The 24,845-nt window shown below is 66.7% G+C and carries 22 protein-coding genes and 1 pseudogene; 9 read left to right on the forward strand and 14 right to left on the reverse strand.

What is annotated here, in order from left to right:
* Positions 1–201: transposase (locus V6M49_RS05500; protein WP_442959697.1), on the forward strand; the 201-nt coding region annotated here is incomplete at its 5' end.
* 123 nt (positions 202–324) lie between these two features.
* On the opposite strand, the gene V6M49_RS05505 is transcribed toward V6M49_RS05500, so the two are convergent.
* The 5 genes from V6M49_RS05505 to V6M49_RS05525 form a co-directional block, all read right to left on the reverse strand.
* Positions 325–1,785 (reverse strand): amino acid permease, encoded by a 1,461-nt coding sequence (locus tag V6M49_RS05505; protein WP_332760485.1) that lies wholly within the window; start codon positions 1,783–1,785, stop codon positions 325–327.
* Between the two features lie 188 nt (positions 1,786–1,973).
* A complete protein-coding gene (locus V6M49_RS05510; RefSeq protein ID WP_332760501.1) occupies positions 1,974–2,294 on the reverse strand; it encodes a Rieske (2Fe-2S) protein in 321 nt (106 codons plus the stop codon).
* 59 nt (positions 2,295–2,353) lie between these two features.
* A complete protein-coding gene (gene nirB, locus V6M49_RS05515; RefSeq protein ID WP_332760486.1) occupies positions 2,354–4,870 on the reverse strand; it encodes a nitrite reductase large subunit NirB in 2,517 nt (838 codons plus the stop codon).
* Positions 4,870–5,217, reverse strand: a complete 348-nt coding sequence (locus V6M49_RS05520; RefSeq protein WP_104060431.1) for a molybdopterin oxidoreductase — start codon at positions 5,215–5,217, stop codon at positions 4,870–4,872. The genes nirB and V6M49_RS05520 overlap by 1 nt, the downstream gene beginning before the upstream one ends.
* Positions 5,218–5,377: 160 nt before the next feature.
* Positions 5,378–7,087 carry an ABC-F family ATP-binding cassette domain-containing protein gene (locus V6M49_RS05525; RefSeq protein WP_332760487.1) on the reverse strand — a complete coding sequence of 570 codons (1,710 nt, stop codon included), beginning with the start codon at positions 7,085–7,087 and terminating at the stop codon, positions 5,378–5,380.
* A 233-nt stretch (positions 7,088–7,320) separates the two neighbouring features.
* Between V6M49_RS05525 and V6M49_RS05530 the strand changes: the two genes are divergently transcribed.
* Entirely contained in the window at positions 7,321–7,836 is a 516-nt protein-coding gene (locus V6M49_RS05530) for a histidine kinase (RefSeq protein WP_332760488.1), read from the forward strand.
* Complete coding sequence (locus V6M49_RS05535; protein ID WP_332760489.1) at positions 7,836–8,699, forward strand: DUF4097 family beta strand repeat-containing protein; 864 nt, start codon at positions 7,836–7,838, stop codon at positions 8,697–8,699. Before V6M49_RS05530 ends, V6M49_RS05535 begins: the two co-directional genes overlap by 1 nt.
* A gap of 111 nt (positions 8,700–8,810) precedes the next feature.
* Here the strand turns inward: V6M49_RS05535 and V6M49_RS05540 are convergent, their stop codons facing one another.
* Genes V6M49_RS05540 through V6M49_RS05550 form a run of 3 tightly spaced genes read right to left on the reverse strand, consistent with a single transcriptional unit; the run spans position 8,811 to position 11,512 of the window.
* Entirely contained in the window at positions 8,811–9,644 is an 834-nt protein-coding gene (locus V6M49_RS05540; RefSeq protein ID WP_104060638.1) for a metal ABC transporter permease, read from the reverse strand.
* A 48-nt stretch (positions 9,645–9,692) separates the two neighbouring features.
* Complete coding sequence (locus tag V6M49_RS05545) at positions 9,693–10,514, reverse strand: metal ABC transporter ATP-binding protein (RefSeq protein WP_332760491.1); 822 nt, start codon at positions 10,512–10,514, stop codon at positions 9,693–9,695.
* Positions 10,514–11,512 carry a metal ABC transporter substrate-binding protein gene (locus tag V6M49_RS05550; RefSeq protein WP_332760492.1) on the reverse strand — a complete coding sequence of 333 codons (999 nt, stop codon included), beginning with the start codon at positions 11,510–11,512 and terminating at the stop codon, positions 10,514–10,516. Before V6M49_RS05550 ends, V6M49_RS05545 begins: the two co-directional genes overlap by 1 nt.
* Before the next feature lie 69 nt (positions 11,513–11,581).
* Here V6M49_RS05550 and V6M49_RS05555 point away from each other — a divergent pair, with 69 nt between their 5' ends.
* The 4 genes from V6M49_RS05555 to V6M49_RS05570 all read left to right on the forward strand — a co-directional run bounded on the left by V6M49_RS05555 (position 11,582) and on the right by V6M49_RS05570 (position 15,627).
* Positions 11,582–12,343, forward strand: coding sequence for a CPBP family intramembrane glutamic endopeptidase (locus tag V6M49_RS05555; protein WP_332760493.1), 762 nt, complete (start codon positions 11,582–11,584; stop codon positions 12,341–12,343).
* Between the two features lie 62 nt (positions 12,344–12,405).
* Positions 12,406–13,389, forward strand: a complete 984-nt coding sequence (locus V6M49_RS05560) for a 1,4-dihydroxy-2-naphthoyl-CoA synthase (RefSeq protein WP_332760494.1) — start codon at positions 12,406–12,408, stop codon at positions 13,387–13,389.
* A gap of 74 nt (positions 13,390–13,463) precedes the next feature.
* Complete coding sequence (locus tag V6M49_RS05565) at positions 13,464–14,666, forward strand: AMP-binding protein (protein WP_332760495.1); 1,203 nt, start codon at positions 13,464–13,466, stop codon at positions 14,664–14,666.
* A gap of 79 nt (positions 14,667–14,745) precedes the next feature.
* Entirely contained in the window at positions 14,746–15,627 is an 882-nt protein-coding gene (locus tag V6M49_RS05570) for a 1,4-dihydroxy-2-naphthoate polyprenyltransferase (protein WP_058931394.1), read from the forward strand.
* On the opposite strand, the gene V6M49_RS05575 is transcribed toward V6M49_RS05570, so the two are convergent.
* Positions 15,624–15,965, reverse strand: a complete 342-nt coding sequence (locus V6M49_RS05575) for a DUF4229 domain-containing protein (protein ID WP_141141491.1) — start codon at positions 15,963–15,965, stop codon at positions 15,624–15,626. The genes V6M49_RS05570 and V6M49_RS05575 overlap by 4 nt on opposite strands.
* A gap of 60 nt (positions 15,966–16,025) precedes the next feature.
* On the opposite strand from V6M49_RS05575, the gene V6M49_RS05580 reads away from it, so the two are divergent.
* A complete protein-coding gene (locus V6M49_RS05580; protein ID WP_332760496.1) occupies positions 16,026–16,487 on the forward strand; it encodes a PLD nuclease N-terminal domain-containing protein in 462 nt (153 codons plus the stop codon).
* Between the two features lie 7 nt (positions 16,488–16,494).
* Entirely contained in the window at positions 16,495–17,088 is a 594-nt protein-coding gene (locus tag V6M49_RS05585; protein WP_332760497.1) for a hypothetical protein, read from the forward strand.
* Positions 17,089–17,130: 42 nt separating this feature from the next.
* Here the strand turns inward: V6M49_RS05585 and V6M49_RS05590 are convergent, their stop codons facing one another.
* The 5 genes and pseudogenes from V6M49_RS05590 to V6M49_RS05610 form a co-directional block, all read right to left on the reverse strand.
* Positions 17,131–18,624: a dynamin family protein gene (locus V6M49_RS05590; protein WP_332760498.1), complete on the reverse strand. Its 1,494-nt coding sequence runs from the start codon at positions 18,622–18,624 to the stop codon at positions 17,131–17,133.
* Complete coding sequence (locus tag V6M49_RS05595) at positions 18,621–20,612, reverse strand: dynamin family protein (RefSeq protein WP_332760502.1); 1,992 nt, start codon at positions 20,610–20,612, stop codon at positions 18,621–18,623. The genes V6M49_RS05590 and V6M49_RS05595 overlap by 4 nt, the downstream gene beginning before the upstream one ends.
* Before the next feature lie 159 nt (positions 20,613–20,771).
* A complete protein-coding gene (locus V6M49_RS05600; RefSeq protein ID WP_332760499.1) occupies positions 20,772–21,965 on the reverse strand; it encodes an IniB N-terminal domain-containing protein in 1,194 nt (397 codons plus the stop codon).
* Between the two features lie 66 nt (positions 21,966–22,031).
* Entirely contained in the window at positions 22,032–24,185 is a 2,154-nt protein-coding gene (locus V6M49_RS05605) for a LuxR C-terminal-related transcriptional regulator (protein ID WP_332760500.1), read from the reverse strand.
* A gap of 3 nt (positions 24,186–24,188) precedes the next feature.
* A pseudogene (locus V6M49_RS05610) lies at positions 24,189–24,845 on the reverse strand (hypothetical protein); the annotation flags it as partial.

Consider the following 24,845-nt stretch of genomic DNA (forward strand, 5'->3'; position numbering starts at 1 on the left):
CCCGCCAGTCCCTGGCAACGCGGCTCCAACGAAAACACCAACGGTCTCCTGCGCCAATACTTCCCCAAAGGCACCGACCTCGCCGCCTACGGACCCGAAGACCTCGAACACGTCGCACAGGAACTCAACGGACGCCCACGCAAGACGCTCGGCTGGAATACTCCAGCCGAGCGTCTACGTGATTTACTACTAACCACCTAACCAACAGGTGTTGCAACGACCCCTAGAATCCAAGCGAAAGGGTGACCCGCCGTCGTCGGACTTCTTAGCGTCCGTCCGCAGGGTGTCCGTCCGCGTAGCGTCCGGCTGCTGGGGCGAAAAGACCTAGCAGAAGAGCTCGCTCTTGGGCTCGTTGTGCTTGACCTTCTGCCAGCCCAGCCACAGCACCAGTGCGAAGAACGGGATGGTGGCCAGGGTCCAGAGACCGAGGTGGAATACCTCGCCGGTCTTGCTGGTCATGGTGTCGAAGCCGATGAGCACCGTGATGGCCAGCAGCGCAATGAGCCCGGCCCAGCTGCTCCAGGTTCCGCCGGGCGCGGGCAGGGAGGAGACCTTGCCCTTCTTGTGGCGCAGCGCGATCTGGCTGGCGAAGATGGCGCCCCAGGTGAAGATCACGCCGATCGAGGCGGAGTTGAGCGCGAGGTCGAAGGCGTGTGAGCCGCCCAGCCAGATGTTCAGCAGGATGCCAACGAGGTAGACGGCGCCGATGGCCAGGATGGCGGCGTACGGCACGTGGCTCTTGGACATCCTGGTCAGCCACTCCGGGGCGTGCCCGTTGTTGGCCATGGTCCGGAAGATCCGGCCGATCGAGTACAGGCCCGAGTTGCAGGAGGACAGCGCGGCGGTGATGACGATCATGTTCATAACATCGCCCATCCAGCCGAGGCCCATCTGGCCGAAAACGGTGACGAACGGCGAGGTGCCGGCCACGTACTGGTCCGAGGGCAGGAGCATCGCCAGGAGGGTCACGGAACCGACGTAGAACACCACGATGCGGAAGACGACGGCGCGGATCGCCTTGGGAACTTCCTTGGCGGGGTCCTGCATTTCACCGGCCGTGATGCCGACGAGTTCAATGCCGTTGTAGGCGAAAATCACGGCGTTCAGGACCAGGATCATCACCAGCGCACCCTTGGGGAACATTCCGCCTTCGGCTGCGAAGAGGTTGTTCACCGAGGCGTTGCCGTCGCCCACCTGGGCGTTGGTGACCACCATGAAGGTGCCCACGGCCAGGAAGATCATGATGGCGCCGACCTTGAGGCAGGAGGCCCAGAATTCAAATTCGCCGAACGCCTTGACGCTCATGAGGTTGACGCCCACGAGCAGCAGCAGCGCGGCAATGGCGCTGAGTTCGACCGGCACGTTGGGGAAGAAGAACTGGAAGTACAGTCCGATCGCGATGAGTTCGGCGATGCCGGTCATGGCCCAGTTGATGAAGTACATCCAGCCGGACAGGTACGCGCCCTTCTTGCCGAACATCTCACCGGCGTAGCTGACGAAGGAACCCGACGTCTGGCGGTACATGATCAGCTCGCCCAGGGCCCGCATCAGCAGATAGGCGATAACGCCGGCAATGGCGTAGGAGAAAATGAGCGCAGGGCCAGTGGAGGCCAGGCGTCCGCCTGCACCCATAAAGAGGCCGACGCCGATGGCGCCGCCCATGGCAATCATGGTGACCTGGCGTCCGCTCAGGGATTTTTTGTAGCCCTCGGCGCTGAGGGTGGAGTCGACGACGGCGGATTGCGCCGTCGGGCTCTCGAGTTCTGTGGGGGTACTTTGAGGCACAACAATTCCTTGTGGGTAGGGGATTGGCCGGCACCCTTGGCAGGGACTTCTCCATCCCGAAAATTCGGTTTCTTGATGTTTCAAGGAATTTTCTGTATGGAAAGTCACAGTACGTCGAAGTTCGCGCGGCCTGTCTATCCTACAAGACTCAAACCGCAGCAAGTGACGCGGGCTACACCCGGACCCGGTTAAGCCAAACTATTGCCACGCATGTGGGGATAGTTCAGAACAATGTTCTGTTCGGCATCCTCCTGGACGCTGTACGTGCGCAAAGGTTCGGCGCCGGTGCTGGAGCAGCCCGTTTCCAGGCTGAACGCGTGCTGGTGCAGCGGGCAGATCACCACCTCCCGGTCGATGGTGCCGTCCGCAATGGGGCCGCCGCGGTGGGGGCAGACCGCGGACAGGGCGCGCAGGGTCCCGTCCCGCAGCCGGAAGACCGCAACCTGCTCGGCGTCCACCCCGAAGGCCCGGCCCTCACCGAACGGGATCTGGTCCACGGGGCCCAGGATGCGGCTGGTGGTGGTGACGGGCTCGGGGCTGAGCTGGTTAGCCGCTGTCTGGTCGGCGCTCACCGGACCGGCACCTGGGGCAGGACCGTGAGCGGCAGGGACGTGCGGAACTGGCCCGGCGTAAGCGGATCGTCGCGTTCGCTCCACGGGTCCACGTAGCTGTCCACGGATGCCTGCATGGCGGCGTCCAGTTCCGCGGCGACACCTTCGGAATCCTCCACGATGACGGCGCGGAGATGCTCGATGCCCACCCGCGGCACAAAGGAGTAGGTCCGTTCCAGCCAGTTGGCGTTCTCACGGTAGTACTGCATGAACCGGCCGGCCAGGAGCTTCACTTCCTCCGGATCATCCACGGTGGCCAGCAGGTCGCCCTTGCGGATGTGGGCGCCCGCCGCTCCCCCGACGTAAAGCTCCCAGCGTCCGCCCTCCACGGCCACCACGCCCACGTCCTTGACCAGCGATTCCGCGCAGTTCCGTGGGCAACCGGACACAGCCAGCTTCAGCTTGGCCGGCGACTCGATGCCCTGGAACCGGGACTCGATCTCGATGCCCAGCTTGGTGGAGTCCCCCGTCCCGTAACGGCAGAAGTCCTTGCCCACGCAGGTCTTCACGGTGCGGAAGCTCTTGCCGTAGGCGTACCCGGAGGGCATGTCCAGGTCGGCCCAGACCTGCGGGAGGTCCTCCTTGGGGATCCCCAGGAGGTCGATCCGCTGCCCGCCGGTCAGTTTGATCAGCGGAACGTTGTGCTTCTCGGCGACGTCGGCGATGCGGCGCAGCTGCTGCACGGACGTCACGCCGCCCTTCATCTGCGGGACCACGGAGAACGTGCCGTCGCGCTGGATGTTGGCGTGCACGCGGTCGTTGATGAAGCGGGCGTCGCGTTCGTCGATGTACTGGTCCGCGAGCATCATTTTCAGCAGTGACGCGAGGCCCATTTTGGATTTCGCGTCCTCGGCGCTGCCGGGAGCCAGGGCCATGAACACCTGGGAGACGGAGCGCAGGCCTTGTTTCCGGATGGCGGCCATCAGGGCCGGCTTGTCCAGCGGGATCCCGGGCACGTAGTAGCTGGCCGCTGGGTCCTCCTCCACCGCGCCGTCCGCGGCCCATTCCACCACCTGTTTGACCAGCAGCTTGCAGGAACCGCAGCCCTTGCCCGCCCGGGTGGCGTCCATGGCGCCGGAAACAGTGGTGCAGCCGCCCTTCACGGCGTCCACCAGGGCCTTCTTACTGACGCCGTTGCAGTTGCAGACCTGGGCGCCGTCGTCGAGCTCGGCCACGCCCACCGCCTCACCCGGCCCGCCGACGTCGAACATCAGCGCGATCCGTTCGTCGGGCAACGGCAGCCCGCGGTCGTAGGCCTGCGTCAGGTAGGCCACCTTCCGGCTGTCACCCAGGAGCGTGGCACCCACCATCTTGTTGTCGCGGACCACGATGGACTTGAAAATGCCGCGGCTGGGCTCCGAGAAGACGATGTGCTCGTCGGTGTCGAGTTCGGGGCCGTGCAGTCCCATGGATGCGACGTCGACGCCGGCCACCTTCAGCTTGGTGGCGGTCCGGGAGCCGAGGTAGGCCGACGACGTATCGGCGCCGGTCACGTGGTTGGCAAGCACCACGGCCTGTTCCCACAGCGGCGCCACCAGCCCGTAGACCTCGCCGCGGTGCTGGACGCACTCCCCCACAGCGTAGATGTCATCTTCGTCCTGGACCCGCAGCCGGTCATCCACCACAATGGCCCGCTCCACCGGCAGCCCGCTCAGCACAGCCACGTCCACGTTCGGCCGGATGCCCGCGGCCACCACCACCATGTCGCAGGCGATGTCGTCCCGGTCCCGGAGGCTGACGCCGCTGACCATGTCCCTCCCGAGGACGGCTGTGGTGCGGCTGGACGTGTGCACCCGGATGCCCAGGGCCTCCACGCTCCTGCGCAGCACCGCGCCGCCGTCGGGCCCCATCTGCGCATTCATGAGGTGCCCGCCCGAGTGGACCACCTCCACCTCGATGCCGTGGCTTTTCAGGCCATAGGCCGCCTCCAAACCAAGCAGGCCGCCGCCGATCACCACGGCCCGCCGGTGATGCTCCTGCTGCGCATGCTGGACCATCCGTCGGGTGTCATCGATGGTGCGGAACCCGAACACACCGTGCTTCACGGACCCGCCGGGTGTGTACAGCCCGTCCATCGGCGGCATGTGGGAGCGGCTCCCGGTGGCGATGATGAGGGTGTCGTACGGTGTAACGCGGCCGTCGTTGGAGAACACGTGTTTGGTGGCCTTGTCGATCCGGTCAACCCGGACCCCGGCGTGCAGCGTGATGCTGTTCTCGCGGTACCAGGACAGCGCGTTCAGGAAGATGTCGGCGTCGCTTTCCTCGCCGGAGAGGACGTGGCTGAGCATGATCCGGTTGTAGTTGCCGTAGGGCTCGTCGCCGAACATGGTGATGGTGAACTGCTCGGCGCCGCCGCGGGCCAGGATCTCCTCCACGGCCCGGGCGCCCGCCATCCCGTTTCCCACCACCAGCAGCCGACGGCGTGGCGCGGCGCCTGTGTGCCTCCCCTGCGGCCGGTCCAGCACGCTGGTCATCAGTGCTCCACCATGCCCAGGTCCACCACCACGGATCCCCCAACGCCATCAGGAGCGGCGAGATAGAGCTCCACCACTGAGCCGCCGTCGATGTCCTCCACCACCCGCAGCGGCACATGGACATCGCTTTTGGCGCCGATGGGGAAGTACCGCATGGGCACACCGTTCCGCATCAGGACCACCGTGATGAGTTCACTGCTGGAATTGCCGCCCCGGAAGTAGAGCGTCTGGTTGATGACGCCGTCCGGAACGTAGTGCGAGAGTTCGCGGTGGATGGGGACGGGTTTCTCCAGCCCGGTGCCCACAAACGGGAAGATGCCCTGCAGGAAAAGGTTCTTGGTGATCACGGACAGATCCTTTCGGCCGGCGGGAGACTGGCATAGGCCTATCTTCCGCTGCCGATGTTTCCGCCTGCCGGTCGGTGCGTAACTTTTCGTTTGCGCGAATCTCACCGCTTTCCGGGCCGCCAGGCCGGGCGCGCGGGGCATCAGGCCGGGGCGCGGGGCGTCAGGCCGGGGCGAGCACGCCCTGGTCCATCGAGTACCGGATCCAGCGCCCGGCGTCGTCCGTGCGCGAGGTGTCGCTCTTCTTCGCGCACCGGGCAAACCAGTCCCGGAGGGCGCGGTCATGGCTGACCATGACCAGGGTCCCGGTGAAGCCGGCGAGCGCCTCCTCAAGCTGCTCCACCAGGACCGGCGCCAGGTGGTTGGTGGGTTCATCCACAATCAGTGTGCCGTAACCGCCCAGCAGCAGGCGGGCCAGGGCAAGCCTGCGCTGCTGGCCCGCGGACAGGCTGCCTACGGGGACGTGGAACTCGCTGGTGCGGAACAGCCCCAGGCGCAGGAGTGCCTCGGCGTGCTCATCGATGTTGCCGCCGAGGCCCGCCGCGAAGGCCGGCAGCAGGCGGAGCGTGGGCCGTTGCGGCAGTTCGAGTTCCTGCTGCAGGTAGCCGATCCGCGCAGGCCGCTGAACCAACCCTTCGACGGGCTCCAGGGTTCCCGCCAGCACGGAGAGCAGCGTGGATTTGCCGGCGCCGTTCGGGCCGGTGATGAGGATCTTCTCACCCGTGCGGGCCGCGAAATCAGTGACGGCCAGGCGGCCGGGAACCGCGACGCCACGGGCAACGAGGACCGCCGCCGCGGTCAAGAGGGAGTCCCCGGATGCGGTGGTCGCCACGGAGGCACCCGAAGGAGCCTCCGGTTCCACGGCGAGCTCCGCCGCCAGCCGCAGCGGCACCGGCGGGCGGTCGATGGGGCTCGCTTCCAGCCGCCGGAGCCGTTCCTGCGCGTTGCGGACCTTGCTGGTGGCCGCTTTCTGCCAGGTGCCGGCCTTGAAGTCGAAGCCCACCTTGTCGTTGTCGCGCTGGCGGGCGTAGCCCATCTTGTCGGTCACGGTGTCTGCCTGCCGCTGCTCCGCCTCCATCGCGACGATCCACTCGTGGTACTGCTGGACCCAGCGCTGGCGTTCGGCGGCCTTCTCGCGGAGGTAGCCGTCGTAGCCGTTGCCGTAGCGGGTCACGGTACGGCGCTCGGCATCAACCTCAATCACGGTGCTGGCCACCTTGCGGAGCAGCACGCGGTCGTGGGACACCACCACCACCGTCCCGCGATGGGCGGCCAGCCGGTCCTCCAGCCAGGCGGTTCCGCGGGCATCGAGGTGGTTGGTGGGTTCGTCCAGGAGCAGGATGTCCGCCGGATCGGCCAGGACACAGGCCAGCGCCACGCGTTCCTGCTCGCCGCCGGAGAGCGATCCCAGCGTCCGTTTCCGGTCCAGGCCGCCCAGGCCCAGCCGGTCGAGCGCCGCCTCCACCCGGGATTCGGCGGCGTAGCCCTCGCGCAGCTGGTACTCGGTCTGCAGCCGGCCGTAGGTTTCCAGCTCGTCGTCCTCGGCATCGGCGAGGCCGGCCTCCAGCCGGTCAAGTTCGGCTTCGAGGGCGCGCAGCGAGGCCAGGGAAGCGTCGACGGCGGCTCCCACGGTGAAGGATTCGGGCAGGCCGTGCGTCTGGGCAAGGTAGCCCACGCGGCCGTGGCTGACCGCAGTTCCTTCGTCGGGCGCTTCCAGCCCGGCCAGGATCCGGAGCAGCGTGGATTTGCCGGCGCCGTTTTCGCCGACGATGGCAACATGCTCGCCGGCCGTGATGACCAGGCTGATTCCGTCGAGCAATTGCCGGTCGCCATAGCCATGGGAGACGCCGGAAAGGTTCAGGTGTTCAGTCAAGACAAGTCCTCGCAAGATTCCGCAGTGTGGCCGCCGGAACTGATGCTCGACGGCGGCCCTGGATTCGGGGGAACAGTCCGGCATTGCCGGGCTGCTGCTCAGGACTTCATCGCTCCAGCTTCCCCGCCGGAAGCCGCAGCGTCAAGCCGGGACACCACCGGTGGCACCACCGGTGGCACCATTATTGGCCAGAAAGTATTGACGTGACACCAAACTGACGTCAGAATGGTGTCATGCAACTCAACCAATATGTATCCGCCGTCCAGCACCAGCTGGGCGTTGCCGCCGAAGCCGGTGGTCCCGAGGCCCGGGAACTCAGCGCCCGCCTCACTGCCGCGCTTGACTCCACCGTCCGGCTCGTCCTCCTCGAGGCCCTCTCCGACGCCGCCAGCGAGATCACCCTCGAGCTGGCCCCGGCGTCGGTGGAGGTACGGCTCCGCGGCCGCGATCCGGAGTTTGTGGTCACCAGCCCGCCCGCCGCCAGCGACTTCGAAGCGGTGACGGAACGGTCCGGCCGGCCGGCCCGGCAGGCCCCGGAAGAGTTCGACGGCGCCAGCACCTCGCGCACGACGCTCCGCCTTCCCGATCACCTCAAGCAGCAGGTTGAAGAGGCCGCGGGCTTTGAAGGCCTGTCGGTGAACTCCTGGCTGATCCGGGCCGTCGCGGACGCCCTCAACGGGAGCCAAACCACGCACCGCACCATTCGCCGCGATCCCGGCGAGCAGAACTTCACAGGATGGGCACGCTGATGACAACCTTCGAGACCCCCCAATCAATCGCCGTCGTGGTGGACGTGTCCGTCCGTGCCGACATTCTTGTTGTCGCCGGCAACCGCACCGATACCGTGGTCAACGTCCAGCCCCGCGAGGCAACCCGGGCCCTGGACATCAAGGCGGCGGAGCAGACCACCGTGGACTACACGGATGGACGCCTGCAGGTAAGGCTGCATCCGCAGCGCCGCCACACCTGGTTCAGCGACGGCGGCGCCGTGGACATCGCAGTTGAAGTGCCCATCGGCTGCAGCCTGGAGTTGAAGTCCGGAATGGGCGATCTCCGCTGCGAGGGCGAATTCAGCTCCGCCGAACTGAAGACGGACATGGGCCACGTCCACGTCGATCACTCCACGGAGCTCCGGGTCCACACGGGCATGGGCGACGTGACCGTGGAACGCGTCGCGGGGCGGGCTGAAATCAAGACCGGCTCGGGCAAGATCCGGATCCGGGAAATCGACGGTACCGCCAGCGTCAAGAACGGCAACGGCAGCACGTACATCGTGGATGCCGCCGGTGAACTCAAGGTCAGTGCCGCCAACGGGGACGTCTCCGTGGAACGCGCCGGCGACACCACCACCATCAAGGCCTCCAACGGCGACATCACGGTCGGCGAGGTGGCCCGCGGAACCCTCACCCTCCAGACCGCCGCGGGTTCGTTGAACATCGGCGTCCGCGAAGGCAGCGCCGCGTGGCTGGACCTCAGCACCAAGTACGGTCGCGTCCGCAACGGACTCGATGCCACCACCGGGCCGAGCGAGACGGACGCCAAAGTGGAGATCCGCGCCCGCAGCGCCTACGGCGACATCACCGTGCGGCGCTCCCCCGTTCCCACCCGGTGAACCCCCACCAGGTCAGACCTCTGCAAAGGAACAACGCAGGGTCACTTAACGCCCATGCTTTCCCCTCGAATTGGGCAGTAAGTGACCCCGCGCTGCTGTGGACTCCCGGGCCTAGGCAACCAGAAGTGCGGCGGCCTTCCTGCGGCGGGCCTTCGCCAGCCGGGTGCCGATCAGTCCCTGCCGGGGGCTGAACAGGTAGACGGCGGCGAACACCACACCCTGCGTGAGCACCACCATGGCGCCCGAAGCCGTGTCCAGGTAGTAGCTGAAGTAGATGCCGGCGATGGAGCACACCGCTGAAATCACCGGTGCGATGACCAGCATCCGGTTGAAGCGGTCCGTGAGCAGGTAGGCGGTGGCACCGGGGATGATGAGCATGGCCACCACCAGCACCACACCCACAGTCTGCAGCGCCACCACCGACGTCAGCGCCAGCAGCCCCATAAGCAGCGCCCCCAACCGTTTCGGGGAGAGCCCGATCGCGTGGGCGTGCGTGGGATCGAACGCGTAGAGGGTCAGGTCGCGGCGCTTCAGGATCAGGATGACGAAGGCGACGACGCCGAGCACCAGAACCTGGATGAGGTCAGGGATACTGACGCCCAGGAGGTTGCCGAAAATGATGTGGTTCAGGTCAGTCTGGCTGGGCGTGACGGAGATCAGCACCAGGCCCAAGGCAAACAGCGAGGTGAACACAATGCCGATGGCGGCGTCCTCCTTCACGCGGCTGGTGTTGCGGACGACGCCGATCAGGGTCACCGCTATCAGCGCGAACACCAGGGCACCGAGCGCAAACGGGGCGCCCACAATGTAGGCCAGCACAACGCCGGGCAGCACGGCGTGGGAGACGGCGTCGCCCATCAGTGACCAGCCGATCAGCACCAGCCAACAGCTGAGGACGGCACAGACGACGGCGGCGAGCGCGGTGGTGACGATGGCGCGGACCATAAAGTCGTAGCTGAGCGGTTCGACCAGGATGTCGAGGAGTTCCACGGGTCAGCCCCTGCTCTTGGTGGTGGCGGAGGCGCCGGCGGCTGCGGGGTGGACGACGGCGGCCGTGGCGGCGGGGTGGGGAGGTTCCGGAAGGTCGCGGTTCAGCACATCCAGGCCGAACGCCATGGCGAGGTTCTCCGGCTGGAGCACCAGTTCCGGGGCGCCGTGCATCAGGACCCGGCGCATGAGGAGCACGGCTTCGTCGCACAGGTTGGGCAGCGCGTGCAGGTCGTGGGTGGAGATCAGGATGGTGCAGCCGTCTGAGGCGAGCTCGCGCAGCAGCCTGGTGATGGTGGCCTCGGAGCGCTTGTCCACGCCGGCGAACGGTTCGTCCAGGAGCATCATGGTGGCACCCTGGGCAATGCCGCGGGCCACAAAGGCGCGCTTCTTCTGCCCGCCGGACAGCTGTCCGATCTGCCGGTCCGCGTACTCGCTCAGTTCCACGCGGTCCAGCGCCAGGTCGACGGCGGCACGGTCGGCCTTGGAGGGCCGCCGGGTGAAGCCCTGGTGCCCGTAGCGTCCCATCATCACCACATCGCGGACGGACAGCGGGAACTGCCAGTCCACATCCTCGCTCTGCGGCACGTAGCCGATCCCGCCCTCCTTGCGCGCCCTGGTAGGTGACTGTCCGCCGATCAGCACGCGGCCGGCGTCGGGCTTGATCATTCCCATGATCACCTTGAACAGGGTGGATTTCCCGGACCCGTTCATGCCGATCAGGCCGCAGATCCGGGCGGCGTCCACGGTGAGCGAGGCGGAATCGAGCGCCAGGACCTCGCCGTAGTGGACGGTGACGTTTTCAACGAGGATGGCGGGGGAGCTCATTACTTCGCCCCTGCTGCGGAGCCGGTGGAGCTGCCGGCCAGGGCCTTGGTGATGACATCGGCGTCGTGCCTGATCAGGTCCAGGTAAGTGGGGACGGGCCCGTCGGCTTCGGACAGCGAATCCACATAAAGTGTGCCGCCGAACTTCGCGCCGGTGGCGCCCACCACCTGCTGCATGGGCGCATCGGACACCGTGGATTCACAGAACACGGCAGGAACCTGGTTGGCCTTGACGTACTCGATGGCGCGGGTGATCTGTTGCGGCGTGGCCTGCTGTTCGGCGTTGACGGCCCAGATGTAGACCTCTTTGAGCCCGGCATCACGGGCCAGGTAGGAGAAGGCGCCTTCGCAGGTCACCAGGGCGCGCTGGTTCTCCGGGAGGCCTGCGAGGCTTGCTTTCATCTCGTCCTGCACACCCTGCAGTTCAGCCTTGTAGGCGTCACCGTTGGCTTGGAATACCGCGGCGTTGTCCGGGTCAAGCTTGCTGAACGCGGTCACCATGTTGTCCACATAGATCTGCACGTTCACGGGTGACATCCACGCATGCGGGTTCGGTTTGCCCTGGTAGGAGTCCTCGCTGATGGACATGACCTCCACACCGTCGCTGACCACGGCGTGCGGCACGTCCAGGCCCTCCACGAACTGCCCGAACCAGGCCTCGAGGTTCAGGCCGTTGTCCAGGATGAGGTCCGCCTTGGCTGCCTTGCGGATGTCGCCGGGGGTGGGTTCGTAGCCGTGGATTTCGGCGCCCGCCTTGGTGATGGACTCCACGGTGAGCTTGTCCCCCGCAACGTTCCGGGCGACGTCGGCGAGCACCGTGAAGGTGGTCAGGACCACGGGCTTGTCACTGTCACTGTTGCCCGACGCGTCACCCCCGCACGCGGTAACGGAGAGGGAAAGGAGGACGACGGCGGCGGCGCCGGCAGCGCGGAACGCCGCCGTTCCCCGGGCGAGGGTTCGGGCGGCGACTTTGGCGCGCCGAAACAAAAATTTAGGCATACCGAACATTCTACGCGACGCACATCCGGCCCCGCAATGTGACGCCGACCGTGGAGCTAGGCTGAAGACATGGCCACCACACACCGGAATCCACCCGCGCCGCAGCCCGAGCTGTACCGGTTTTCCGCCCTTGATTTCACCGCCGTTGGCCTCTATGTGGCCGCGGCCGGGCTCTTCGCCGTGGCAGGGGAACTGCTGGTCCCGTTCATAAGCCAGCTTGCCCCCAGCCCGGCCGCGGCATCGTACGCCGTGAACCTCATCTTCTATGGCTCGATCGGGATCCTGGCGCTGGCCGCCGCCCGCCGGGTGGTGGCCCGGGACCTGCGCGTGCTGGCCACCCGTCCGTGGTTCACGCTGCTGATGGTGCCCGCGGCGGTGGTGGCCATGATGATCCTCACGGCCGTGGTGGTGTCGGCCGGCGGCGGAGTGGAGACGTCGGCAAACCAAGCCGGGCTGCAGGCGCTGATGCAACAGGTCCCTGCCTGGCTGATGGTGCCGGTCCTGGTGGTGGTGGGCCCGTTTGTGGAGGAGTACATCTTCCGGCACCTGCTGATCGGCAAGCTCAGCCGCCGGCTCAACATCTGGCTGTGCTGTGCCCTCTCTGTGGTCCTCTTTGCCGGCATCCATATCGCAGGCCAGGAAGCCATCACGCTCAGTGCCTTGCTCCCCTATCTGGCCATGGGCGGCACGCTGGTGTTTGTCTACGTGTGGACCGGGAAGAACCTGATGTTCTCCTACTTTGTGCACGCGGCGAAGAACCTGCTGGCGGTCATCTTCATCTACGCCATCCCGCCCGAGTTATTCGAGCAGTTGCAGCAGGTCCAGCCCTGACAGCTGCCGTTCCCGAGGGCAACGAGTTCTGCATCAGCTGACCCGATTACTAGACTTGTCCGGTGAGCAACCAACTTCCCGCCAAGGTGTCCGACGTCTTTGACCCCACCCGCTGGCGCACCGTGTCCGGATTCGACGACTTCCAGGACATGACGTACCACCGGCAGGTAGAGCGGGTCTCGACAGCGTCGACCACCGGGACGGGCTCAACAACCGGAACGGAAACCAGGGACCTGCCCACCGTCCGCATCGCCTTCAACCGCCCGGAAGTCCGCAACGCCTTCCGCCCCGGCACCGTGGACGAGCTCTACCGCGCCCTGGACCACGCCCGCATGACCCCGGACGTCGCCACGGTCCTGCTCACCGGCAACGGCCCCTCCCCCAAGGACGGCGGCCACAGCTTCTGCTCCGGCGGGGACCAGCGCATCCGCGGCCGTGACGGGTACCGCTATGCCGACGGCGAGACCACGGAAACCATCGATCCCGCCCGCGCCGGACGGCTCCACATCCTCGAGGTCCAGCGGCTCATGCGGACCATGCCCAAGGTGGTCATCGCCGTGGTGAACGGCTGGGCTGCCGGCGGCGGGCACTCCCTGCACGTGGTCTCGGACCTCACCATCGCCTCCCGCCAGCACGGCAAGTTCAAGCAGACGGACGCCACCGTGGGAAGTTTCGACGCCGGGTACGGCTCGGCGCTGCTGGCCCGCCAGATCGGCCAAAAGTCCGCCCGGGAAATCTTCTTCCTGGCCCGCGAGTACTCCGCGGACGACATGGTCCGCATGGGCGCCGTGAACGAGGCCGTGGACCACGAGCGCCTCGAAGAGGTGGCCCTGGAATACGCCGCGGACATCGCCCGGCAGTCACCGCAGGCCATCCGGATGCTGAAATTCGCGTTCAACCTTGCCGACGACGGCCTGGCCGGCCAGCAGGTCTTCGCCGGCGAAGCCACCCGCCTGGCCTACATGACGGACGAGGCGGTGGAAGGAAAGGAAGCCTTCCTGGAGAAACGGGACCCGGACTGGTCCCGCTTCCCGCATTACTTCTAGGCACCACGTCTAGGCACAAACTTCCAAGCCGGCCGGCCTCCAGGCCCCGGCTGACTTCAAAGGCAGGACGGCACATGAATCTCGGAACCCAGACCACCGGTCCCACGGACATCGACCCGGTACTCAAAGCCCTGGCCGCCGCCCTCCACGGTGAGGGACCCGCCGTCGAACTTTCCGCAGGCCCCAACGGCGAACTGGTGGTGGGACACACCGAGACGCCCGGCTGCGATGACGCCGTGGCGGTGGTCCGCACGTCCGGCTCGACGGGCGCGCCGAAGGCCACCATCCTGACCGTCGAGGCGCTGGCAGCCTCCTCCATGGCCACCGCCCTGGCGCTCAAGGGCGAAGGCCAGTGGCTCCTGGCCCTGCCCGTGCAGTACGTGGCAGGCGTGCAGGTCCTGGTGCGGTCACTGTTCGCCGGCACCCGCCCGTGGGTGATGGACATGTCCGGCGGTTTCACCCCCGAGGCGTTCACGGCCGGCGCCCTGGAGCTGACCGACAAGTTCCGCTTCACGTCGCTGGTACCCACCCAGCTCCAGCGCCTCCTGGAGGCGCCGTCACCGGAGACCCTGGCCGTCCTGCGGCGGTTCAACGCCATCCTGCTGGGCGGCTCACCGGCGTCGGCTGAACTGCTGGACGCGGCCCGCCAGGCCGGCGTCAGGGTGGTCACCACCTACGGGTCCGCCGAAACCTGCGGCGGCTGCGTGTACGACGGCGTGCCGCTGGAAGGTGTCCAGGTCCGGGTGGCCGACGACGGCCGCATCCTGCTGGGCGGCGACACCGTGGCCGCCGGGTATGTGGATGCGCCCGAAGCGACGGACACGTTTTTCGAGGAGGACGGCGTCCGCTGGTACCGCACCAATGACCTCGGCACGCTGGACGCGGACGGCCGGCTCACCGTGCTGGGCCGCGCCGACGACGTCATCATCACCGGCGGCGTCAAGGTCTCCGCCGCGCATGTGCAGGAAGAGCTGGAAAAGTCCGACGGCGTCGTGGCGGCTTTTGTGGCCGGCGTCCCGTCCACAGAATGGGGCCAGGCCGTGGCCGCGTTTGTTGCGTTCGACGCCGCTGCCTCGGGAGCAGTCGCGGACTCAGGTGCGGCCGGCACCCCAGCAGGGGATCACGCCGTCGTGCTTAAGGAGGAATGGCACCGGCGGCTGGGCCTCCTGGCGCCGAAAACCGTGCTGGCTGCCCCGGAACTGCCGATGCTTCCGAACGGCAAGCCGGACCGCCTGGCGATGATCGAACGGCTCAACGCGCTGCACCAGGGAAAGTAGAGTAGAGCTGCACCGGCGGCCCGTTCGCGGCCGCCACCACCGTTTCGCCGTTCTCCCGACCCAACACGAGGTACTGACCGTGGCCACAGCCGCACAATGGATCCAAGGCGCCCGCCTCCGCACTTTGCCGGCCGCCATCGCCCCGGTACTGATCGGCACCGCCGCGGCCTACGAGCTGGATTCGTTCCGCCCCGTTAATGCCGTGCTGGCCGCCCTGGTGGCGCTGCTGCTGCAGATCGGCGTGAACTACGCCAACGATTATTCCGACGGCGTCCGCGGCACCGACGAGGACCGCGTGGGACCCCTGCGGCTGGTGGGTTCCGGCGCTGCCCAGCCGGAACACGTCAAATATGCAGCGTTCGGGGCCTTTGCCGTGGCCATGCTGTTCGGCCTGGCGCTGGTGTTGATCACCCAGAGCTGGTGGCTGATCCTGGTGGGAGTCGGCTGCGTTATGGCCGCCTGGGGCTACACCGGCGGCAAGAACCCGTACGGCTACATGGGCCTTGGCGACGTTTTTGTGTTCGTCTTCTTCGGCCTGGTGGCAACACTCGGCACCACTTACACCCAGGCCGGCCAGGTCAACCTGCCGGCCGTTATCGGCGCGATCGGCACCGGCCTCATTGCCTGCGCCCTGCTGATGGCCAACAACGTCCGCGACATCCCCACCGACATCCAGGCCGGCAAAAAGACGCTGGCCGTGCGCCTGGGCGACAAGCACGCCCGCGAAAGCTACGTGCTGATGCTCGCCGTGGCCATCCTGCTGGTGGTCATCCTGGCTCCCGGGCGGCCGTGGATGCTGATCGTGCTGCTGCTCATCCCGGCGTGCCTGATGCCCGCCTGGCTGATGATCAACGGCCGCAAGCGCAAAAGCCTCATTCCCGTGCTGCAGCAGACCGGCCTGATCAACCTCGGCTACAGCCTGCTGTTCTCACTGGGACTGGTGCTCAGCCACGGATTCTAGGCCTCGGGGGCCTTCGGGGCCGGCGTTCCGGTTTCGGGGGCCTTCGGGCCGCTGTTCCGGATGGTGACATCCGGGTTGGCGTCCAGGAGGCTGTCCTCGGCTTCGGCGTCGGCCACCTCGCTTTCACTGCGCAGCGGCTTGGCCTTGCCGGATAGCCGGCCGTGAATGGCGGCAGCGGCGGCGTCGCGCTGTTTCTGGAAGAAAAGGTAGCTGACCGCAAACGCGATCAGCGCTGCGCAGATGACTGACAGCACCGCCCCCAGCTCCAGGAACATAAAAAGCACAAAGAGCGGCGCAAACAGCGCCAGCCGGATCAGGGAGTATTTCAGAAAAGCCACGGTTCAAGTTTAGCCGCCCTGCCTGAACGCCCCCGGCCTGCGGACGATAGACTTAATGGCATGCTCTTCCGTGTGGTTCTCGCCGTCGCAGTTCTCGTCATCTTTGTGTACGGCCTGGTGGACGTGATCCGCACTGACGGCCGCCTCACCCGCGGGATCTCCAAGCCGGCCTGGATCGTGGTGATGATTGTCCTTCCGGTGCTCGGAGCCATCCTCTGGCTGCTGATCGGCCGTCCGCGTGACTCAGCCCCGGTCCGCCAACCACGCAGCCATCCCACCGCCCCGGATGATGATCCCGATTTCCTCCGCAACCTGGAAATGCGCCGCCGCAACCAGGCCGAGGCTGCCCGCCTGAAGAAGCTCAAGGATGACCTTGAGGCGAATGCCAAGGCCGACGGCGGTCCCGCTGGCACCGGACAGAACAACGCAGGTACGCGGGGCAAGGATGGGATCGGCCACGACGAAGCCGGCGGTGCCAGCACGGGAGACGCGGACACCCACGATACCGGCGACGTAAAGTAGGCAAAACGTGGCCCAGCACCCCGACGGAGAATCCCAACAGCCAGTTGCACCCGCCGGGGCTGCCACGCCCCCTCTGCCGCCGCCGCGGCCCGGGCTGTCCTACGCCGCGCCGGCGCCCATCGTTGTCATTCCGCCGGCACCGCGGAGCGTCCGCCTGGCGCGGACCTTCTGGCTGTTCAGCTTCGTGGCAGGCCTGGCCGTGCTTGTCGGTTCATTCCTGACCCGCGACTCACACCTGGAGCGGCTCCGCACTGTGGTGGACCAGATGTCCCCCGGCGGCGGACCTGACGCTGTGACCACGTCCGCGGCCATTGTTTTCTGGGGCAGCCTGGGCGCCCTGCTGCTGGTGATGCTGTTTGAAGCGGCGGCGCTGGCTATTTTCGCAGCGCGCCGCGGCTGGTCCCGCTGGCTGCTGATCCCGCTGCTGGCCGGGCAGGTGGTGGTCATGGTGGTGGCCGCAGCTTTCCTCGTACCCGACGGCGACGCCGGCAGTTACGTTGTGATGCTCTGGGGAGCCCAGCTACTCCTTGCGTTCTTCGGCCTGGTGGCGGTTTTTGTGCCGTCGGCGGGCGCGTGGCTCAAGGCAGCGCGGATCCAGTAGGCGCAGGTCAGGCCGGCGCGGACGCGGCAATAAGGGCCGACCTCAAGCGGACTGCGGGTCGAGCTGCAGGGCCGAGCATTCAGCCACGACGCCCTCACAGCTGCGCATCACCACGCGGCAGGCCTCAACGGCTGACCGCTCCGTCAGCGGGTTTTCCGATACCGTCCGCCACCGGTTTAGGAAGCGGCGGGCTTCGGCCAGGACTACGTCCGGTCCGGCATCCGGAGCCAGCCCCATCCTCAGGGCGGGCGCCGCACCCCAGCCGCCGACCAGCATTTCAGCCTCCGCCGCCAATTCATCACTGAGGGATACCCCCGTGGTACGGATCGTGGCGAGCAGGCGGAGCTCACGGAACTCATGGGCGTTGGCCTGAAGGCGTTCCAAGGCTGCGGCCAGGCGGCCGGCCCCCTCCCTGGGCGCGGTGCGCAGCAAGCTTTCCACTCCCACCAAGGCAGTACGGGCTTTGAGGGCATCCCCGCGGGCCTGGAACTGCCGGGCCACAAGGTGCAGCAACGGGTCCAACCCGCTGCGCCGGGCCAGTTCATGCGCCAGTGGCGTGGGTTCCGTGAATCCACTCCGAATCAGCACCACGCCCAGGCGTATCCCGAACAGCCCGAACCGCTCAAGGAGGGAGGCCCGGGCTTCGGCGCCCAGGCTTTGCGGGACACTGGCCCTGATGAACCTGTCCGCCGAGAGCAGCATCCGTTCCCGGGCCGACCGCTCCATGCCGGCCAGGACCTGCAAGGACTCGAAATCCGACTGGCGCATGCTGCGTGCGCTTTGCGCCAGCAGCCCGGCCACCGGGACCACCCCCAACGCCAGCTTCCGCAGGCTGTGGTCCCGGCGGTACCGGTCAGCGATGTCACCCGCGGAGAGCAGCGAATCAATGCGGCCCGCACCGATCTCGTCGGCGCGGGACAGCACGGCAAGGGCGTTCACGGTTCCCGACCTGCCCGCCTCGGTATCCCTGAAGGATTCGAGGAACCGCAGGTCCGAGGCGTGCATGTGGCGCATGAGGTAAATGATGGCATCAGCCTCGGAGGGCGCGTCCACGGGGACGAGGAAATCGGTGGACCGGGCAGAGACGTCTTCGGACAACGAGGCAATTCCCGGGGTGTCTATCAGGGTGAGCTCGCGCAGGGCCGGCGAGGGCCACTCCACCACCAGCCGTTCCATGTCCTCGGCGCGGGCGTTGCCCAGGACAAACACCAGGCGGCCGTCCACGCGCTTCAGCGGCAGGATATGCGGTTCACCGGCGATGGGGTAGGCCGTGATCCGCGGCGTGTGCCCGTAGCGGTACCAGGTCACAATCCTTGTGCATTCCCCGGTGTCGGTCGGGGCGATCTCCTCCCCGATGATGGCGTTCAGCAGCGTGGATTTTCCCGCCTTGACCATGCCTGCCACAGCGAGCCTGAGGGGCTCGGACAGCCGCCGGGCATAAGTCTCCAATGCCGCAGCCGCAGCGGGGTCGTCCGCATACACAAGCAGGGCGTCCTGGATCAGGTCCGCCACTCCTGCGCTGATGGACTCCTTCATCTGCCCGCCGCACCCACCGGCGCCGTGCCCACCGACTGGCTGCCCGTCGTCGGACTTCCCGACGCCGGGTTTCCCATCGCCGGGTTTCCCATCGCCGGACTTCCCGACGCCGTGCCGCGCCCGGCCGGAGACTTCTCCGCCGAAGACTGCGCGGCCTGCGGCCCCGGGGATTGGGCCACTTCGGCGGCCACCAGGCCGGCGGCATGGTGCAGGGCGTCCACCTTCTTGAGCTCGGCCTTGATCTCGCGGATGCGAATGTCCTTTTCCAGCGTGTAGGTGGTGGCTGCCTTCTGGGCCGCCGCCACCGAATCCGCCAGGGAGCGATGGTTTTCGTCCGCGATTTCCGTGAAGTGGTCCCGGGTGGAGCGCTGCACCAGCCGGAGCCGGTCCTTGAGCTGCTTGCCCACCTGGAACGTGACATCGTCCAGCTGCCGGCGGACCAGCGTCTTGGCTTCGGCCTGCCGGCGCTTCAGCCGTGCTTCCTTGTCCTCGCGGTACGCCTTGCGTCCCAGCAGCAGGCCCGCGCCCACTGACAAGGGATTGATCAGGGCCATGCCAAAAATCCCGGTCAGGAGCCCGAACATCAGCACGCCGCCGTAGGATCCGCGCATGCCGATCAGGACCTTCTGCAGGGGGTTGATGTGCCCGTCGTCGAGCCTTGGCATGGTGTCCACCGGGTCCAACGCGTCGTCGGTGTCCGAGATGTGAAGCACCGGCAGGGCCACTTCGTCCTCTGAAAAATGCTCCGCCACCTGCGCGGCCAGCCACTGCGCGCGTTCGCTGGTCCACACAAACGTGTCCGAGATCGCGGCGGCGGCACACTCCTCGAGCCACGCGGAAAACTGGGTCCAGGTGGGGCCGGGATCGCCCTGGTCAATAGCGGCCTCGGCTTCGCGCTGGATGCGCCGCAGACGGTCCCGGAGGTCGTACTCCATGTCCGCGATCAGGTCGCCGATGCCGTCGTTGAGCGTAATCTGCCACCGGGCGGAACGTTTGCGCAGCTCATCGGCCTGTGACTTCGCCTCCTCCAGCCCTGCAATCATCCGCGGCGTCCCGTGCGGATCCTCAAGCGCTCCCAGCTCGGACCGCAGGGACAGGCGCAGGTTCTCAGTCACGGAAAGCAGGTCCTGGCTGACGGAGCGCCGTTGCAGCCGTTCCGCCTTGCCCACAATTTCATTCCGGAGGTGGCCGATCAACACGGGGAAACCCGACTCGGCGTTGAGTTCGCTGTCCTGCAGGCGTGCAGCCTCCAGCCGGAGATCCGAGGAAACCGCGAACAGCGGGATGTCCGGCGCCACCTGCGCGAGCTGGGCACGGTCCATGGCCTCCACACGCCGCCAGTCCGGATACAGGTCCGTTTTGGACAGGATGCCCGCAACGCTCGGGGTGATCCGCATGGCCTGGCGCAGGAACCGCATTTCGGGCTCGGTGTATTCCTGCGAGGCATCTGAAACCAGCAGCATGGCGTCCGCTGTGGGCAAGGCTGTGAGGGTGGTCAATGTGTGCGAGGAGCCCAGTCCTCCCACACCCGGCGAATCGATGACCGTCAGCCCGCCGGCCAGGACCTTGCGGGGCAGGAAAACTTCGGCCGCTACCAGCTTCTTGACGTTTCCGGGGTTGCCCCGCTCGGAAACGTAGGCCGCCAGGTCCGCTATGTTGATGGGCTGCCGCTCGATTGCGGCGTCGTCGCCGGGCTCTGTGCCGGCTTTGGGCAGCAGGATGGCGGCGGACGCGGGTTCCCCGTTGCGGACCACGGTGGGCACGGAGGTGGCGATGTCGTCGTCGACAGGGCACACCGGGGCGTTCACCAGGGCGTTGATAAGTTTGCTTTTTCCTTGCTTGAATTCCCCCACCACGATCACGCGGATACTCGGATCCTTCAGCCGTCGCAGGGTCTGGTCCAGGCGTTTCCGCAGGTCCGCGCGGTCCCCTGTCCCCACCAGCTCGATGCCCTGCTCCACCAGCAACGCCAGCTGGCCAGCGTTCATCGGCACCGGCGCATGTCCAGGGCCTCCCGGTCGTTGCGATTCAGCCATAATCTGTCCTTTGCAGCAGGGGTGCGGGTGGGGCGGGGGATAATCCGCGAAGAGCCCGGCAGGAGGTCGATGGCCTCCTGCCGGGCGCTCCCGGTACCCGGAACTTGATGTTTATAGGCTGATCTCCGAATCTTCGACCGCGACGTCGGTGTCCACAGCCACGTCAGTGTTCGTCGAGTTGTCCTCGGTGGAGTTGTCCTGGAAAGAATCCTCAACCACAACCTCAACCGGGTTGAAGGAATCAACCACCTCCACCTCGGTGGTCTCCGCCTGCGAGTTGTCGTTGAAGGAGTCCTCAACCGCAACCTCGGTGTTGGTGGTGTTATCCGAGTTGTCCTGGAAGGAATCCTCAATCGCAACATCGGTGGTGGAGTTGTCTTCGGTGGAGTTGTCCTCGGTGGAGTTGTCTTCGATGGAGTTGTCCGAGTTGTCGTTGACTACGAGGGAGTTGTCCTCGGTGGAGTTATCGGAGTTGTCCTGGAAGGAATCCTCAATCTTCACCGAGTTGTCCTCCGAGTTATCCACGGAGTTATCCGAGTTGTCCGAGTTGTCGGAATTATCGGAGTTATCCGAGTTGTCCGAGTTGTCGGAATTATCGGAGTTGTCCGAGTTGTCGTTGAACGAATCAGCGACATCAATGTCAACGTCGGTGTTGAACGAATCTGCCACATCCAGATCGCGGTTGCCGATGTTGACGTCGCCGCCGGCGGTGATCGAGTTGTCCGTGGAATTGTCCGTGGTGTTGTCCGTGTTGTACGAATCGGTGGTGTTGTAGGAGTCCCGGACGTTGTTGTCGTCTCCGGCAGCCAGGGCCTTATCACCGGATGCGATGACAGCCTCGTTGTCGAACCACTGGTTCACGTCGCCGTCGGCCCAGATGTTCTGGTTGACCGACTGGTCCGTGATCGTGTCCCGGTCATCCACCGTTGAGGTGTAGGAGTAGTTGTTCACCACGTGGTGCAGCTGCTGGACGGCATGGGCGTGATCGTCATGGTGGTCGTGCCCCGGAGTGTGTCCAGAACCGCCGCCTCCAGGAGGCGGGGTGTGGCCGGCGCCGCCGATGCCTCCGGTCCATGAGGTGTTCCCGCCGGTGTTGTACTCCCGGTCGAAGGAAGAAGCGTTGACAGTGATGGGTGCGTAGTCCAGGACAACCGGCATAGCGGCGTCAACATCGGCGGAGCAGACTCCGCGCAGGCCGGCACCCTCGAGTGAACGCTCCGGATCGTGCAGGAACTCCTGGGCAGCGGCGGGGTTGTTGAACAGGCCCATGAGGAACTGAACGAGCTGGTTTGCGAGTGTAGGCATTGGATGGTCCTCAAATCATCTCGGAGTTGTGGATCGCCAGGCCTCGGTGCCGGGCTTAAATCAAACCTAAGGTCCTTCGTAGGGGCCGGACATCGGGTTGTGTCCCCGTACCCGGATGCCCCGCATTAGGGGTTTGCCTGTTTCGTGGCTAGGGGCAGCAGTGGCTCCGTCCTGGCCCGGATGATCTGCAGTTAGCGCCAGCCTCAGGCGGACCAACAGATCGGAGCGGTTTTCGGCCCCAAGCCTCCGCCGCATCCTGGCAATGTGATGTTCAGCGGTCCGGGGGGAAATGTAGATGGCTTCGCCGATTTCCCGGTACGTCTTCCCTTCCAGGACCAACCGCGCCACTTCCTTTTCGCGTTCGCTGAGCCCCGAGGCGTCAGGATGCGCGCCATGGTTGTTCTCGGCGGCGCCGCGGCGTACTTCCGGTGACGGCCCGGCGGGTGGCCCGGTGGTTCCACTCTGCGGGTGGAGGTCCCTGGCGCAGGCAAGGAGCCGCATCATGTCCCTGCGCTCGTCTGCCTGCGCGGCCGCATGTCCTGCCAGCCGGGCCCCTTCCCATGGCATGCCCACCACTTTCAGTCCCCGGGCTGCGTTCTCCACATCCGTCGCCTGGAACCGGCCGGCCAGGACGCTGACCCAGGCCTTGCCTGCCGCGGCGAACACAGTGGCCATGTGACTGTATTCCGAGGCCCGCACCAGCGCTGCTGCGTGCGGGGCAAGGTCGGCCGGGCTCTTGTTCAGCAGGGCAGCCTGGACCGCCGCCCAGTGAAGCGGGACGGCCCACAGGGGCGGCTCCCCCAGCTTGGTCAGCAGGACCCACGCTTCATCCAGATAATGCGCGACGCGCCGGGTCTCCCGCAACCGGGCGGCAGCAATCATCAGTTCGCCCCACGGCAGCAGGCTGTAAAGGTCGACGGCTGTGTGCAGCATCGCTTCGCGGGCGCGCTCCCAGGCCATCACCAGGTCATGGACGTCGCCGCTGCGCCGCGCAAGGCCCACTTCCAGGGCGGCGCACATGAACTCGTCCCTGGGCACCAGCGGCCAGTGGTTGGCTTTGGAGGCTTCGTTGATGGCCAGCCGTGCTTCGCCCGGATCGTCCTGCTGCATGGCCGACCATGCCTGCAAGAGGTGGAGCCGTGGCTTGGCGGCGTCACCGCCCTGCCTCGCTGCGACGGCGGAGCGGATGATGGTGTCCGCTACGTGGGATTCACCGCTGTGGAGGGCCACTAACGCGGCCAACGCTCCAGGGGTGTCCGGAAGGGGCAGCGCTGAACCGGACGCGTTGAGCATGTCTGAAGCATGGATCAGCAGGGGAAGGCCCTTGTGTGGATCCCGCTCCATCGACTCCATCACGCCCTTGCCCGTTTGCGAAAGCGCCACCGCCAGTAATGTGGGCGACACCGGTGCCGACCCGGCGGGAAAGGCCTCTTCCGCACCTGCCCGGTCGCCGCTGCCGATCATGGCCACCGCGGCAAGCGGGGCGGATCGGCCCATGTTCGCCGGACCAAGCCAGGCATAGAGGTCGGCACTGCGGACCAGCAGCCCGCGCTGTGCCCAGACGGAAGCAGCAACATCCACGCCAAGTCTGACATCCGGCGGATCAGAGCTCACCAGGAGCCCGTCAATAATCCGGCCGGCGGCGTCAAGGTCACCCGTAGCGGCTGCGGCCTGGGCGCGGCGGGCAGCGATGCGCAGTTCGTTCGCCCCTGCCAGCAGCGCTTCGCTGTACAGCTGCACGGCCAGACCGGGGTTGAGCTGCAGCGCTTTGTCCGCTGCGGCTTCGAGTTCGGCGGCGACCCTCGGGTCCGCCAGTCCGCCCCTCGCCAGCTCGCGGGCAAGGTCGCCGAAGGGCTGGCCCTCGGCCGAAACAAAACCGACGAGTTCCCGCTGCAATGCATGCACACGGGCTGTGGGCGTGCCGTTCAGGAGCGCGTGTTGCGCGGGGCCAACGACTGTCCCGTCAGTAAGCAGCAGGCCGGAGGCCTCGGCGCGGTTTACCACGGCGTCCAGGCCCGGACCGTCAGGGCCTTCCAGCTTGTGCGCCAGCTCACCGGGCAGCGGACCGGGCAAGGTGAACCCCACGGACAGCGCCAGCAGGAGTTCACGGACTGCCGCATTCTCGCCCCGCAACTGCTGTGCCATATCAGCGGCTCCGGCGGGAGCCGACGTCCCTGCCTCGTGCAGTTCCCGTTCGGGCTGCGTATGATTGGCGGCCATGCCTCAGACCGCCGGCTCGGTAGTTGGGACAGGATCCGTGGTGGGGGACGGTTCCGCGAACGGGTCGGGCTCCGGCGCAGGGTCCGTCGTCGGATCGGGCTCCGGCGCAGGTGCCGACGACGGCTCTGGAGCCGGGCCCATGGTCGGATCCGGCGCAGGGTCAGTAGTCGGATCCGGCGCAGGGTCAGTAGTCGGATCCGGAGCCGGGTCAGTGGTCGGATTGGTGGTCGGATCCGGCGCAGGGTCAGTGGTCGGATCCGGAGCCGGGTCAGTGGTCGGATTGGTGGTCGGATCCGGCGCAGGGTCAGTGGTAGGACCCGGGGCCGGGTCAGTGGTCGGATCCGGTACAGGATCGACGGGCAATGGGACCACGTCCGGCGGCGGATCCGTCGTCGGGCTGGTCACTGTACCCGGGGTGGAGCCTCCGGAACCCTGTGCAGGCTCACCAGAAGTGCCCGTCCCGGCAGCGGCCCCGCCGGCTGCTGGTTGGCCTGCTTCGGTAAGTGGCCTGCCGGTGGACGAGGCAGCAATGTCCAGTCCCGTGGAACTGGCCGGCGCGCCGCTGTCCTGCAGCTGGGCGCTGGCTTCAATCCCCTGCACGGGAAGCTGCGCCGCGCCTGCTCCTGCTACTGCCGCGCCTGCTCCTGCCGCGGGGCCACC

The organism is Pseudarthrobacter sp., assembly GCF_036675385.1.
GTDB lineage: Bacteria > Actinomycetota > Actinomycetes > Actinomycetales > Micrococcaceae > Arthrobacter.

Coding starts and splice junctions, on each gene's coding strand:
- nirB (WP_332760486.1), bottom strand. CDS start 4,870: ATGACCAGCGTGCTGGACCGGCCGCAGGGGAGGCACACAGGCGCCGCG.
- V6M49_RS05530 (WP_332760488.1), top strand. CDS start 7,321: ATGCAACTCAACCAATATGTATCCGCCGTCCAGCACCAGCTGGGCGTT.
- V6M49_RS05535 (WP_332760489.1), top strand. CDS start 7,836: ATGACAACCTTCGAGACCCCCCAATCAATCGCCGTCGTGGTGGACGTG.
- V6M49_RS05540 (WP_104060638.1), bottom strand. CDS start 9,644: ATGGTCCGCGCCATCGTCACCACCGCGCTCGCCGCCGTCGTCTGTGCC.
- V6M49_RS05545 (WP_332760491.1), bottom strand. CDS start 10,514: ATGAGCTCCCCCGCCATCCTCGTTGAAAACGTCACCGTCCACTACGGC.
- V6M49_RS05550 (WP_332760492.1), bottom strand. CDS start 11,512: ATGCCTAAATTTTTGTTTCGGCGCGCCAAAGTCGCCGCCCGAACCCTC.
- V6M49_RS05555 (WP_332760493.1), top strand. CDS start 11,582: ATGGCCACCACACACCGGAATCCACCCGCGCCGCAGCCCGAGCTGTAC.
- V6M49_RS05565 (WP_332760495.1), top strand. CDS start 13,464: ATGAATCTCGGAACCCAGACCACCGGTCCCACGGACATCGACCCGGTA.
- V6M49_RS05580 (WP_332760496.1), top strand. CDS start 16,026: ATGCTCTTCCGTGTGGTTCTCGCCGTCGCAGTTCTCGTCATCTTTGTG.
- V6M49_RS05590 (WP_332760498.1), bottom strand. CDS start 18,624: ATGAAGGAGTCCATCAGCGCAGGAGTGGCGGACCTGATCCAGGACGCC.
- V6M49_RS05595 (WP_332760502.1), bottom strand. CDS start 20,612: ATGAACGCTGGCCAGCTGGCGTTGCTGGTGGAGCAGGGCATCGAGCTG.
- V6M49_RS05600 (WP_332760499.1), bottom strand. CDS start 21,965: ATGCCTACACTCGCAAACCAGCTCGTTCAGTTCCTCATGGGCCTGTTC.
- V6M49_RS05605 (WP_332760500.1), bottom strand. CDS start 24,185: ATGGCCGCCAATCATACGCAGCCCGAACGGGAACTGCACGAGGCAGGG.